Origin of the sequence: Mycoplasmopsis citelli (assembly GCF_900660645.1) — a bacterium.
Lineage (GTDB): Bacteria > Bacillota_I > Bacilli_A > Mycoplasmatales > Metamycoplasmataceae > Mycoplasmopsis > Mycoplasmopsis citelli.
Genome location: NZ_LR215036.1, coordinates 1,091,454 through 1,107,938, shown reverse-complemented (window position 1 = coordinate 1,107,938; position 16,485 = coordinate 1,091,454). Strand labels below are relative to the sequence as shown.

At 26.6% G+C, this 16,485-nt stretch carries 2 protein-coding genes; both read left to right on the top strand.

The genetic code is table 4. The features are described 5' to 3' along the window. Positions 1 to 29: 29 nt before the first annotated feature. Positions 30 to 3,974, top strand: a complete 3,945-nt coding sequence (locus EXC58_RS04080) for a hypothetical protein (protein ID WP_129725755.1) — start codon at positions 30 to 32, stop codon at positions 3,972 to 3,974. A gap of 218 nt (positions 3,975 to 4,192) precedes the next feature. After that, on the top strand, positions 4,193 to 16,471 hold the full coding sequence (locus EXC58_RS04075; RefSeq protein ID WP_129725754.1) for an SGNH/GDSL hydrolase family protein: 12,279 nt from the start codon (positions 4,193 to 4,195) through the stop codon (positions 16,469 to 16,471). The last annotated feature ends 14 nt before the right edge of the window (positions 16,472 to 16,485 follow it).

Genomic DNA, 16,485 nt, shown 5'->3' with positions numbered 1-16,485 from the left:
AATATATTTCAACAAATTCATTTAAAGGGTTGATTAAATTTATTCATTCAAACACACATTTTAGAGATCTTTTAAAAGCAGTTATTCGAAATGTTTTAGATCAATTTAATCAATTTTCTGCAGTTACTTCATACTCAGAAATTCTTCAAAAAACTTTTGAAATTATTAATATTGAAAAACTTGAAAATTCTTCAAAAGAACTAATTAAAGACCTTTTAGATACTCAAGAAATCAAAAACATTCTTTTAGATTTTCTAAAAACCACTTTAAGAACTTACGAAACTCAAGTTGACGAAACTGATATTTCAAGTTTTCTTACAACTTTTGCAAACAATTTCCAAACTTTAATTGGAACTGTTGATTTATTAAATCCGATTTTAGATAAGATCTTTGAAATTCTTAAATCAAGTGAATTTAAAGTTACTCCAGTTCAACAAATAAGCAAAATTCCTACTGAAATTAATAAGATTTTCAAAGAAAAAGTTGCAAATAACCCAAAAGATTTTGTTGATAAAATTTTAGCTTTAGATTTTATTTCCACAAATAAAGATACTTTAAGTAAAACCTTAGTTCAACTAACTAATGGATTAAATAAGCATGGAATTATTGCTGATTTAATCAAACCAAGCATTAATGCTTTGGATATTAATAAAGAGATTTTCAAATATCTTTCAAAAGAAAATTTAAATGCTTTAATTAAAGTAATTTTAAAAAATGAACAAATTGCCCAAGTTGTAGGAGTTTTAATTCCACAATTACTCGAGGATACTAACTGATTAACTAAAGTTAATAATCCACTAGCAATGCTTTTTGAAATTATTAAAAAACCAACTATTTTTAATAAACTTCAAGAACAGGGAAAAACCTTTATTGAATCACTTTTAAAAGAAGGTGCTCTTCATAATATTGCAACAAGTTCACTTAGCTATATCTTTGATAAATATAATGTCACCTTAAATAACTTTAATAAAGCTGAATTTGTGGAGCAAAGTTTAAATAATTTTGTTGATATTTTAAAATCAGCACAAATATTTGATTCTCTTTATAGTAAAATTTTTGATAGTTTAAGCAATTCAAATAGTTTTGAAGATTTTAGCTTAAAAGTTCCAAACCAACTAAATCAAGTTTTTAACAATTCCCATTTTGAACTTCTAAAAGCAATTCTTAATTCTCAATATTTAACAAATCAAAAAGAACAAATTAAAAATCTTCTTGATGCATTAATGTATTGAGGTTCAACTAGACCTAATGAAATTAAAAATTTCATAAGCAATTTTAATTTGAATAATTTAAACGATATTCTTGGTATTTCGGTTGAACAAAGTGCAAACACTATTTCACAATTGCTTTCGATTAATCCATTTAGAGACATTGCTAGTTCATTAATTGCTCATATATTAGATAATGCTCAAAATATTGGAAATTCTGCTTCATACAATGAACTTGTTAAAAATACTTTTAGCGATAATGATTTTAATACTTCATTAACTCAAAACTTTGGTAATTCGCTTGAATTAATTTTAAGTAATTCAACAATTAAAGAGACTTTTGCTCAAGTTTTAGTTAAATTATTTAAGCAAAATGATCTCAGTTGAGTATTTACAAATATTTCCAATCCGCAAGAACTTGTTGCTAACTTATTTGATGTATTAAAAACTTTAGATAATCAATTTAATCTGTTTGAATCTTTAATTAGTCAAGTATTACAAGTTCTTCAAAACCAAGGATTTATGGGTGATTTTTCACCTGTACTTGAAACTTTAATTAATAAATTCAAACAATTATTTGCACAAGAACATTTTGAAGAAAACCTTTTAATTATTATAAAAACCTTATTATCTTCACAAGTTGTGCAACAAAATGCTTCAGAACTTAAACAGCTATTTAAAAATATTCTAGATTATGTTGTCCAAAAAGTAGATTTTGGAACTATTATTTGAAATCAGCTCCCTCAAAATACTCAGCAATGAATTGAAAATAACTTATTTGATTCAACCACTTTAATTAAAATAGCTAATTTAGCCACTAAATCAGAAAAACTTAGAGAGATTATTAATGATTTAATTTCATTTATTGTTGATAATCCTCAAGAAATTACTAATACTCACAACTTACTTGAGATTTTGAGAAAATATCTTGAAAATGATATTAATGCAAATTCATTTAAAACTAAATTTAATGAGCTTATTTTAGAAATCCTTTCATCTCCTGAATCTTCAGAAGGAATTAAATCAGCCGCGACTAAATTCTTCAATTTCATTGAAGTGCCAATTAGCTCAGAAATTCAATCTTTAATTGATCTTTTAGGAACCCAACTAGCTCCTTTTGCAAATCGATTAGGATTAATTAATCAAGCAATTGAAGGTGTAATTAACTTAGTCAAAAATCAAAATGGTTCAATTTTTGAAGCAATTACTAATTTAGGTAAAGAAATTGTTACTTCAATTAATCCAACTGATTATGAGTTCTTTAAAAAATTCATTGGCGATGAAGTTATTACTAACAACAAATTAATTATCAAAAATGCTCTTAATAAAATTATTGATGCCTTTGTACAAAGACCAGGAAAATTAGAAGCTATTTTTGATACCTTAAATGTTGGAAAATTAGTTGTTGGATATGATGCCACAACCATTAATAATATGTTTATTAACATTCTTCGAGACAATAATATTGTAAATGTTATAAAAATGCTTACCGAAAGCCTTACATCACACAATAATGAATATGCAAAACTTAATTCATGACCACAAGCTTTAAATTACTTTATCAAAAATGCTAATGAAAATGCAATTAAAAATAATTTCAAAACTTGATTTAGGAATGTTGCAGGCCACTTAAATTCATATTTAAGTACAGGTGTTGGAGCTATTTTGCATAGTAAGCTTAAATCGTATGGTTATAACTTAAATAATGATGCTGATCTTACTTTAGTTAAACAACTTGCAAATGGAATTTTTATTACACTTCAAAGCGAAAGAGCTATGAGCGATCAAATGATTGATAAAATTGTCTCAAATATCAAAGCAATTGATTTTACTAAAGTTAATCACCCTGCTCAAGCATTTTCAAAAGCAATTATGGTTGGAGCTTTCTCGCCAATTTTAACTAGTGATAATAAAATTAGTATTTCAAAAATCTTTGGACTGGCTTCATTTTTAGATAGATTAATTGAAAATACCGGGCCTCAAACTTACTCAGGATTAATTAATAGATTATTTGATTCTTCATCACTTGATAATGTAACCGGAATTTACAAAATGCTTAATTCGGTATTAAAACTAAAACTTAAATCTAGCTCTTCAGCATCTTCTAAACCAATTTCAGGACCAAATGCAAATTATTTCTGAAATACACCTTTTGCTCCAGAAGTGAAATTTGACGCATATAATCTTTTCAAAATTAAAGACAGAGTTAAAGCATTTATGAAACCATTTTTTAAACAAATTTTTATTAAAATGTATTCAGATGCTGTTGCAGGGAAATGACATCAAGAAAACTTCCAATCAAATGAAGGATTTAAAGCTCTTTATAGAATTCATACTTTATTACTTTGATTTGGAAAAGATTTTGGAGTTCCATTCTTCTGAAATGGTACTTGAGATAATTATGAAGCTTATGTTTCTGGTGCTCAAGAACAAGCTTGAAATGAAGCTTATAATAGATTTAAAAATCAACTTGGTTCAAACCAAAAACGTCTTAAAACTCTCGGAATAGAAACAACAACAAAAACAGAATGGGTTTGATTCAAAAAAAGAACTACAACAACAAGACATTTTTGAAGAACTTATACTATGGGTAGTGATAAAAATAGTACCGATAATTCTAATTATTCAAAATATCAGGTTCTTGCTTACATTTACTTTAGAACAACAAATCCACAGGATAGACATAATAGAAGCAAAACCAAAACTAGAGTATTGCTTGAATCGCTTAAAAATGGATATCTTGGAGATTTAACCACAATTAAATAACCATAATTAATTTGATTAAACATAAAACAGGAAAATTTAAAATAAACTCCCAAAATTTAGTTGTTAAAACTAACTAAGGAGCAAGTTTTAAATTCTCCTGCTTTTTTATTAGTTTTTTTCAAAGCTTAATTTTTAGGGTTTACTTTCTAGTATAATTAGTTTAGGTAGCGATAATTATTTAAATTGTAATACTGAAAGTATTACATCAAGGAGATCATATGTCAAAAAGCAAAAACCTAATTATTGGTTTATCTTTATTATCAATTTCGAGTGCTTATGTAGCTTCGTGTAGTGCCCCTGGTTCATCAAAACCAATCCAAAAAGTGGACCCAAAAATTGATTTAGGTTCTCAAAAAAATAAAGAACAACCAATTTCCCCTGTAATTTCTAATCCTAATACTAGCACAAGTTCTGCTCCAGTTCCTGAAAGTCGTTCATCTTGATGATCGTGACTTTTTTCTAATCCTGTCGATTCTAATGCAGCAAAAACAGTTTCATCAAAACTAATCAAAGCCCAAGATAAAATTAACTATGTAGCTTTTGGGGATTCGATTACTGCAGGATTTGACGGAACTCTCCCAGCAGATTATCAAGGAGAAAAAACCCAAAATGTAACAATTACAGGACTTTCATATCCTGCATTTTTAGCTCGTTTATTAAATAATCAAAATCGGGTAAATGAATTTAAAAACTTTGCTCATTCAGGAGCAAGTATTTTAGATTGACTTGATTTTTTAGGAGTAGATCACCAAAATCAAACAAAATCACATGCATTTAGAAATATTTATGGAAATAATTACAATGATGCTTTAAAAGATTTTAAAGATCGGCTTTCCCGTGCTAATTTAGTGACATTTACCTTAGGTGCTAATGATTTATTTGAATTGGTAGCAAAAAACATTCAAGACTATAATTTATCTGATATTTTTAAAACCTTGCTTTCAAGTAGTCCTTCATATGGAACCTTAGTAAGCTTTGTCAATGATGTTTTAGGAAAGAGCTTATCAGTTATTAATCAAAGACTTAATACTTTAATTGCTAATATTAAAGTATTAGCTCCGCATGCAAATATTAATATTATCGCTTATCCAACACCATTACTTGGAATTAAAGAATCTTTTGATCAATACTTTAAAAGTCTTTTCAGATTTTTACCAATTATTAGCATTAAACCGCTTGATTATTTAATTGGAGTGCTTAATTCAGGGCTTAAAAGTTCCGCGAAAACAGGATCTATTAACTATATAAATTTATATAATTCAACTTATTGAACTGATAATGCAACAAATTTATCAACTATTTTATTTGATATTCACCCTAACACTTTAGGGTACAAAAAAATGGCCATGGATTTATATTTAAAACTTACAGTTGAAAAATTTGGAGTTTCAAATTACCAAAATTACGACTTTAACAAAGACTTTTTAAATAGCGATTCAGACACCTTAGAATACCAAATTCAAACAACACAAAATCCAAATCAAGTGCTAGGAACTTCAACTCAAGACTACTTAAGCAACATTTCAAGTTTTGAAACTCAAATGCAACCATATCGAGATGAAAGAAACTTTGGAAAAAGAGTTGGAGATTTAGTTAATATTTTTGGTGATTTACTCACTACTAAAGGAATTCAAGATAGCATTTATAACCTTCAAGTTCAATTGAGAAACTTAAAGGAAAGCAATCAATTATCTTTAAGTGCAATTCCTACTTTAATTGCTTCGACTTTTTTAAATGAAGTTAATATTGTTAAGTTAGTTTCGACCCTTTCAAAAAGCGAAGTTATTAGAGACAATAAAGAACGCATCACACAAATTTTTAATTCTATTTTAGAAAATGGACTTAATGCTTATAAAGGATCTATTGCTGAGCTACTAAGTAATAAACTTTTACAAGCAACTCAAAACAAACTAAAAGAATCATCGGTAAAATCAATTGTAAATAAAATTTTAGCTGATCAAAATTTTGAGAAGTTTTTAAAAACTCTTTCAAATATTTTTATATCTCATCCAGAAAATTTTGAAGCGGTTCAATCTTATAAAGATATTTTATTGGCGTTTTTAAAAAACAATGAAGATTTTGAAAATCTTTCAGATTCATTTTCATCAATTGCTGGATATGTTTTTGAAAATTCACAAATTCAAGATCTTTTTGCAGATATTTTCCACCAATATTTAGTTGATAATCAGCTTAATTCCAACATTTCTAGCGATCAAAGCAAAAAATTCACTAAAGACATATTAACTTTTGCAAGCGATTCACTTCTTAAAGATAATTTGCTCAAAGATACTATTAAAGGGATTTTAGATGATTTAAAAACCAATCCAAATACTAATATAACTAGCGTTTTAAAATCAGCTTTTGGAAATGTTTTTGATTCACTTTTTAAATTTACTGATGATAATTCAAAATTAATTAGCTTACTTAAAAAGTTACTTAGTTCAGATTTAATTTCCCAAAATAAAAATTTAATCAAACAATTAATTAGCAATATTTTAAATTCAGACCAAGGAATTTCTGTCGGAATTGTTTCTAAATTTATCCCTAAAAATGTGGCCGAACAACTTTATCAATATGGCGGAAAAGAAAATGTTGCATCTTTAATTAAGTATCTTTTTGATCTTAATCCAACCAAAGAAATTATTAATAACATCACTTCAGTCTTTGTTGAAAATTATAAAAGTTATGCAGATTTTCAAACTTTTAATGATTTAATTCAAAAAATTCTCGCTTCAGTTAATTTAGATCAAATTAAAAGTAATGCAAATTTAATTGTTAATGACTTATTATCTTCGCAACAATTTGCTCAAATTATCAACAATTTATTACTTAACACTTTAGCGACACTAGGATTAAATTCTCAAGATTCAAAAGTCTCGCAATTTACTGATGAAGTTTCTAAATCACTAAAATCATTAGTTGATTATTTAGGAGTTAAAGAAGAAATTATTAACTTAGTATTTGATAAATTTAAACAAATTCAAACTAATGGAAACTCGCTTGATGTACTCTCAAATATCCCAAGCCAAATTCTTGAAATTATTTCAAACAAAGTAAACCAAGATACTTTTGGATTTGTTAAAGGTTTAGTTAAACTTCCGGTTATCAATTCTGTAAACTTTAAAGAAGTCTTTGCTCAACTCACTGATAAAATTTGAGATAAATTAAATCTAGCAAGTTCAATTTCTCAACCACTTATTTCTACTTTAGAACCTCAATTCACCAATCCAAATATTTCTAAATATGTGGATAAAGATGAAATTATTGTCTTTATTGAAAATCTTGTTCAAACAAATGGGTTTAAAAATGTTATTGTCAGCTCAATTGATTTAATTATTCAAAATCCAATTTGAGAAACCGATGTTAATAACTTTAAGGATTTATTTGTTGGCTTATTAAAAGATAAAAATCTTAAATCAATTTTTAAATCATCACTTAGTCAGTTAATTGATGATACTTTAAGCACAACCTCATTAGAAAAAAGTTTTGCTAAATTAGTTAATGCTTTACTAGAAAGATACCAAGTGTCTTTAAGCGATGATAATTTAGCACCTTTAGGAACTGAGTTTACTGGATTTTTAAAAGAAGTTTTAAATCAAAATGATCTAAAAGAAAATATATTAGATGAAATTTTTGAAGCTTTAGCAAATTCACAAAACTTACAAAATATTAGCTCAGTTATTTTAGACAATGTAGTCAAAGCGTTAAATTTAAATAGTTCATCAACATTTATTAGTTCAATTTTAGCTTCTGAATTTGTTGCAAGCAAAAAAGAAAACATCAAAACTCTTTTTGAAGAGTTTCTAACTAAATTAAGCGCTTCAAATCAAAAAGGAGTATTCCTTGAAGATTTAGGTTTAAGCTCCCTAGTTGCTAAAAATGTGCTTACTAGTGAGGAACTTAACACTCTTGCACAATTTATTTTTAGTAGCAATTCTTTAATGAGTGTTATTAAAAAGATTTTTAACAATGCAATCGATAACGGGAAAGAACTTGCTTCTTCAAACACATACATTGAAATTTTGGATAATTTAACTTACAAGCAACCTTATCTGTTAGAACTTAAACAACCTTTAATTGATTTATTAAATCAAAATCTTGAAAATGAGTTAATTAAGAAAATTATTTCAAAATCATTACACAACTTTTTAGTTAAAGAAAGTTTAGATACTGGACTAACTTTAGATCAAAGCACTAAAGTAGTTAGTGACTTAATTTCTTTTGTTAAAAACAACTCTTTAATTACTTCATTAATTAGCAATTTTATCAATGAATTTGTTGATAATGCATACAATGGAACTCTTTCGCAAATTAATGAAATTTTATCAAGATCACTTAATTCAGCTTTTGAAACAACTTTTGATTTTTCGAAAGATGGTGGAGTTCAAAGGGTTCTTTCATTATTTAATCAGTTAACCAATTCAAACTTCTTTGCACAAAATAAGGACTATTTCAAAACTTTATTAAATAATATTGTTGAAAAACTACCTCAACTTAATGCTGGTTCTTTATTAATTAAATTGCTTCCAGGACAAACTCAAGAATTTATTGCAAGCTCAATTACTTTAGAAAAATTTAATCCACTAATGAATTTAGTTATCGGATTGGGTGATACAAAAAATATTTTAAAAGAGATTATTAACAGCATTTTAGATTCATACCAATCACTTCAAAATGTCACTTCATTTAATGATTTAGTTTTAAAAGCAATTAAAACCATTAATTTTGACAATATTAAAACAAATGCTAAAAATCTTTTATCGACATTAATTGCACAAGCAGAATTTAAACCGCTATTAAAAAGTATTTTCAGTGAACTTTATAAATCACTAAAACTCAACCCTGAAGAATCTCATAATGCTAAATTTATCGAAGATTTAAGCAGTGACTTTAAAACAATTATTGACCAGTTCCAATTACTTAACCCACTTTTAGATAAAGTATTTGAAAAACTTTCACAAGCATCAAAAAGTAATCAACCTTTAGAGGTTCTTAAAACCCTTCCAGGAGATCTTGGAACAATTTTTGCTCAAAAAGTAACTAATAATCCAAAAGAATTTATTAGTAAAGTCTTTAATTTAGCAATTTTTAATAGCAATAAATCAGCATTAAGCGATTTAGTTAAAGCTATTTATGGAATTTCACAGCAAAATGAAATTTTTGAAAACTTAATTAAAGCTAGAGTTATACCACTATTGTTACAAGCTCCAGCTAGTGAGTATGTTGACGCTGAAGAAATTGGCGATTTATTACTTAATCTTTTCGAATCAGATGGTCTTAAAAACTTTATTTTTAGTTCAATTGATTTATTGCTCAATAATCAAGATTGACTTAATCACCTTGATTCACCAAAAGCACTCATTAATTCGATTTTAAAAATTCCTTCATTTACAAATCAAACAAAAGCAAGTTTTGCTCCACTTTTAAAAGAAGTTATTTCTAATAACAAAATCAAAGAAACTTTAGCTAAGTTAGCTCATAAATTTGCAAGTGAAAATGGATTTAATTTTGAAACTAAAAAATTAAGTATCGTTGCCAAAAATGCAATTAGATCTGTTATTCCTTATTTGGAAAGTTTAGGAGTATTACAATCTTTAATTGATAATATTTTTGGAGTTATTGAACAACAAAAAGATGTTGATTTAATCATTTCAAATCTTCCTAGTGCAATAAATTCTACTTTTGATTTTTCGAATTTTAAATTTGTAAAACATTTACTTGCTAGTGACTTATTTACACAAAATCAAAACATTTTAAAAGAAATTTTAAGTAGTTTTGTCGATCAATTTACCACTAAAAATCAATATTCACAATTAGTTGATCAATTAAATATTAATAATTTAGTTTCAAATTTAAATTTATCTCAACAACAAATTAATAATTTAAATACTTTTATTAAAGAAATATTAAAAGATGCTAATTTTAACAACATTGTAAAAGCTATCATCCCTTATTTTGTGGATCAAGCTCAAAATTTATCCCAAACAAACTCATATAATGAATTAGCAATTGCAGTTGTTAAAAATGATCAGCTAATTCCTTTAGTTAAACAACAACTTAGCACTTTAATTAAAAAAGCATTACAAAATAGTGATGTTCAAAGCATTTTAGCAACTCTTGCTAACAATGCTCTTAATAGTTCATCATACAACTGAATTTTCAACGGGATTCAAAATCCTGAAGATTTATTTAAAAATTTATTTGCTTTATCAGAACAAATTGAAAGTGAATTTAATATTTTAGAAAAATTCTTCCAAGGAGCTTTAGCATTTACCCAAGATCAACAAGCAAATTCTTTAAATGATTTTGTTAATAAATTGGTTAAAGAATTTAGTAATTTATTTAACTCAGAAAATCTTGAACAAAATGCAATTAAATTAGTTGGACTTACTACTAATTTATTACCAGCAAACGAAACTAAATTAAGCAAAATTGTTGAAAATATTTTAGATAAAGCTAAAGATAGCTCTGATTTTATAAATCAATTAATTTCATTTATTCCTGCAGAAATTCAAGAAAAAATTACTCCTTATGTTTCAAAAGATAATCTTGGATATTTAGTTCAAAAGCTATTTAGTTTATCAAAATTTAAAGAATTTGTTTTAGATGGATTTAGCTCAACTATTAGATCAAAAGAGCAAATTAAACAAGCTTCTTCATTTAGTGATTTAGTTAAATTAGTGCTATCAAAACTAGATCTTGCAAACAAAGGTAAATCTGCATTTGAAGAACTTATTACCACATTTAATGCTGATACAAAACTTAAAGAAATTGTTAAATTAGCTCTTAGCAAAGTATTATCTGAACAATTTAACTTTGTTAGTTCAACACAACTGACAAACTTTTCTTCAGATATTAGTGATCACATAATTACTTTATTACAAAATCTTGGTGTATATGATCTAAGCATTACAACACTATTTAATAGCCTTTCAACATTTATTAGCTCATCAAATCCAGATTTAAAAACTCAGGTTATAAATCAACTTTTAGAAGTTGTAACTAACAAATTCAAAGAAAATCCACAAAACTTTATTAATAGCATTGTTTCTTCACAAATTTTCTCAAACAATAAAGCAACAATTAAAGCAATTTTGGTCTTTGTTGCTAAAAAGCTAATTACTCAAGAAACAATCCAAAGTCTTCTTGAAAAGGAAATTAACTCTCTTTCTGAACAAGAAGCTAAATATCTTGATAAAGATACATTAAAAGAGCTTCTAAAAGAAATTTTAAGTTTAGAAAATCTTGAACAATTACTTCAATTTAGCATTAATTATCTTGTAGAAAATACTTCATGGGTTAATAATGTTTATGACATTAATGCATTAATATTTAAATTTATTAAAGATTCGCACATTTTAAGCACCCAAAAAACACAATTAAGCATCTTAAATAATAAGATTTTAGATTCGGATAAACTTAATAAATTAATTCAAAAAGCTATTAATGTTTTCTTAAAAGAACAAGGATATAGTCAAGAAATTAACCTTCAACTAGCTTCAGGAATTAAAAACTTTATCCAAGAATTTAATGAAAAAGACTCTCAAAGAACACTTATTGATAAATTACTTTCGCTTTTAGAGCAAAAAGTGCAAGCTTCAGATTCATTATCCCAAGCATTTAGAGAATTTTCTTCTTCACTAGTTTCGACATTACAACTAGGAAACTTTAAGCTTACTAAAGCGTTAATTGATTCGACTCTATTAAAAGGTTCAAATAAACAAGAAGTTAAAAACATTCTCAAATTTTTCTTTAATAAATATCACACCACAGAAAATGTGGATAAACTACTTAGTTTAGTTCCTTTTGATTCAATTGCTCAAGCTACTGGTGATACCAAAGAACACATTAAAACACTATTAAGCACCATTTTAAATAACAACAACATTAGATTAATAGCTGACAAAACAATTACTTTTATTGTTGATAATGTCGAAATTTTTGCAAATGCTTCTTCATATAGTGATTTAGTAAAAATTGCATTTGCACAGCAATCGTTCATTGCATCAATTAAACAAAACTTTATTGATTTACTTAATGTTATTGTTAAAAACCAGCAGTCAAAAACACTTCTTTCTCAGTTAATCAGCAGTGCATTGAATAATTCTAAAATTCAAAACTTTTTAACAGGAATTACAGATAAAAACAGATTAGTAAACAATCTTTTAGAAGTATTTGATATTTTTGATGAGCAATTAGGAATTAGTTCGATTTTATATGAATCAGCAGTGCATTTCCTTAAAGAAAATGGCCTTGCCTTTGAAAATATTGGCGGATTAATTAATTATATTTTTGAAGGATTGAAAAATTCATTTGGAGAAAATACTGAAAGCAAAGTTGCAGCACTTGTTCGTTCACTTTCTCATTCAAAATTATTAAATTCAAATAAAGATGACTTACTTGCAATTTTTGACAATGTTTTCAAAAATATGCAATCTGATAATTTTGCTAATTTAGTTGAAAACTCACTTAGTGATACTTTTAAAGATCAAATTAATAAATATCTTTCAAGTCAATCATTTAAAGAATTAATTAAATTTATTCACTCAAATGCACACTTTAAAGAACTTTTAATTGCTGTCCTTAGAAACTCACTTAATAAATTCAACGAATATGCTTCAGTGCAATCATATTCAGATATTGCTCATAAAACTTTGGAAATTATCAATGTTCAAGGTCTTGAAAATTCACTTAAAGATTTAATTAGCGATCTTCTAACTACATCGCAAGTTCAAACCATATTGCATGATTTTCTTAAAAAAACCTTAAAAACTTATCAAACAGATGTTGATGATGCTCAAATTCAAAGTTTTCTTCAAACATTATCAAGCAATTTCGCTCAATTAATTGAAGCAATAAACTTAGCAAATCCAATTTTAGAAAAAGTCTTTGAAATTATTAAATCTAACAACTTTATAACTAATCCAACTCAAGAAATTAGCAAAATCAAACCAGCTATTAGTGGTATTTTTAAAACTACAGTTTCTAGTGATCCAAAAACTTTTGTTGATAAGATTTTGGCTTTAGAATTTATTCAAAGCAATAAAGAAGGTTTGGCCAAAACCTTAACTCAACTTGCTAAAGGATTAAATGCTCAAGGAGTTATTGCTAACTTTATCAAACCATCAGTTGAAGCCTTAGATATTAGCAACGAAGTCTTTAAATATGTTTCAAAAGACCAAATTAACGCTCTAATTGAAGCGATTTTAAAAACTCCACAATTTTCTTCATTATTAGAAACAACTGTTCCAGAGTTAATCAAAGATACTAGTTGATTAAATACATTAAACAACCCTCTAAAAATGATTTTTGACATCATCAAAAAACCAACCATTTTTAGCGAGCTTCAAAAGCAAGGTAAGGGATTTGTTGAAACACTTCTTAAAGATAATGCATTGCACAATGCAGTTACTAATTCTTTAAGTTATGTCTTTGATGCTTATAACATTACTTTAAATAACTTTAATAAAGCTGATTTTATCAAACAAAGTTTAAATAATCTTGTTGATATTTTAAAATCTGCAAACTTATTTGATCAGCTTTATGAAAATGTATTTAATACTTTAAACACTTCAACAAGCTTTAATGAATTTGCAAGTCAAATTCCTGCGCAATTAACAAAAATTTTAAGTACTTCACACTTTGATTTTGTTAAAGCTCTACTTAATTCTACTTATGTAGAAAATCAAAAAGAACAACTTAAAAACCTTATTGATTCACTAATGTATTGAAGTTCAACTAAGAGCGATCAAATTCACAGCTTTTTAAGTGCTCTTAATTTAGAGCCAACTTTAAGTAAATATCAACTAAGTGTTAATGATGTAACCAATGCAATTTCACAAATTTTTGGTTTAGCTCCTGTTAAAAATGTTTTAAGCTCATTAGTGCATCATACACTTGATAATGCAAAAAGTATTTCAAATGCAAGTTCATACAATGATTTAGTTAAAAATACCTTTGCAGATAGTACTTTTAATACTTCAATTAAAGAAAATGTTAAATTATCACTTAGTTCTTTACTAAGCAATGACTTAATTAAAGATTTTGTTGCAAAAATTGTGGTTAAAAATCTTAAAGACAATAATTTATCATGACTTTTTGATAGTATTGAAAATCCTCAAGAGCTAGTTAAAATACTATTTGATACTGTTGAGAAATTAGATGAAGAATTTGATCTATTTTCGGGAATTATTTACCAAGGAATTGATTTACTTCAAAGTCAAGGATTTATGGGTGATTTTTCATCTATACTTACAAATTTAGCTAATAAAATAAAAACTTTATTAACCGAAGGTAATATCGAAAGCAACCTTTTAAGAGTCATTAAAACCCTTTTAAAATCTCAAGCATTTCAACAAGCTGATGATCAAGACTTTGATTATCTTGATGATGTAAAACAATTGTTCAAAAACATTTTTGATTATGCTGCTGAAAATGTTGATTTTGGAAATATTATTTGAAATTCACTTTCTCAAAATACTCAACAATGAATCGAGAAAAACTTATTTAGTCATACTTCTTTAATTGAACTTACAAATAGTGCTTTAAAATCTGATGAAATTAGTCAAATCATTAATGATATTTTTGCATTTATTTTAAATAATCCTCAAAATGTCCAAAAAGCAAGCAACTTAAATGATGTTCTAAAAAAATACTTTGATATACAAATTAACGTTAGTTATGTTAAAACAAGACTTACAGATGTTATGGTTAGAACATTATCAAATCCTCATTTTGCACAAGCTCTTAAAGTTGCAGCTACAAAATTCTTTAATTTTATCGAAGTTCCTATTACTAAAGAAATTACTCAATTAATTAGTTTATTAGAAAATGACTTAGTTCCACTTGCTAATAAAATTGGATTAATTGATCAAGTTTCTCAAGGATTAATTAAGTTAATTAAAAATGAACAAGGTTCAATTTTAGAAGTGCTTCCAAAACTAGGGAACCAAATATTTGCTTCTGTTCAATTAACTAATTACAATGTCTTTAAAAAATTCATTGGAGATGATATTGTTTCAAATAATCAAAGCATCATTAAAAATGCACTTGATAAAATTATCGAATCCTTTGTATACCGTGACGGAAAATTAGAATCAATTTTAAATAGTTTAAAAATTGGTAGTTCAATTGTAAGTTATGATGGAAAAACTATTAATAACATGCTCATTAATGCTGCAAGAAACACCAACATTATGAATGTTATTAAAATGCTTACTGCAAGTTTTGTTCAAAATAACAAAGCTTATGAGCAATTTAATAGTTGACCTGAAGCCTTAAATTACTTTATTAAAAATGCAAATGAACAAAATATTAAAAATAACCTTAAAGTTTGATTTGATGAAATTGCAGGACAAAGCAATTCTTACTTAGCACAGGGATTTGGAGCAATCCTTCATAATCTCTTTAAATCAGCTGGATATAATTTTGATAATAACGCTGATTTAGCAATGATGAAACAAATTGCAAATGGAATACTAAAAACCTTAGTTTATGATAGTGCGATGATGAATGAGATTATTTTTAAAATCATTCACAATATTCGATCAATTGATTTTACAAGGGTAATTGAACCAAGAGGAGCATTTTCTAAAGCAATTTTAAGCGGTGCTTTAGCTCCACTTTTAAGTGATGATGGAGAAAATATTCTTACTTCTAAATTATTTGATTTAACTAAATTGATCAATAGATTAACTGATAATATCGGTGCAGACACTTATACTAGATTTATTAATAGACTTTTTGAAAGTTCTTCGCTTGAAGATGTAACTGGAATTTATCATTTTTTAAATGGACTCTTAGAGTTAGATATTCAACCAAAACATCACAATGCTTCAAATTTAAACCCTTCATTTAGAAATGGACGTCTTGACCCAGAATATAAATGAAATAAACCTTTTGCTCCAAATGTTAAATTTGATTCTTATAATATTTTCAAAATTAAAGCAATAGTTAGTGACTTTACATCAACTTTCTTTAGACCAATTTTTATGAAAATTTATGCTGATGCAGCACAAAACAAATGAAATATTAATAGTTTTAAAGTCAACGATGGATATAAAGCTCTTTTCCGTATGCACACCTTGCTGCTTTGAATTATCCATGATAAAGCTAATTTAGGATTTTTATTCTGAAATGGAACTTGAGATAATGTTGAAGCTTACATTGCTTTCGGACAAGAAAAAGCTTGATCAGCAGCATACAATAAATACAAACACCAAATTAGCTCAAATGACCGAATTTTACGTAGTTTAGGAACCCATAGTGGAGGATGATGAAATGGATATGCAAAAACATTCTGAAGAATCTACACTAGTGGAAATGATCAAAATTCAACTAATAATGGTAATTATTATGATGATCAAGTATTAGCATATATTTACTTTAGAAAATCTAACCCTCAAGATAGACATAATCCAAGTAAAACTAAAACTAAAGTCCTTCTTGAATCCCTTGAACAAGGATACATTGGAAGTCCAACAAGAGTTAAAGAATAAGTAGAGCTCTTAAA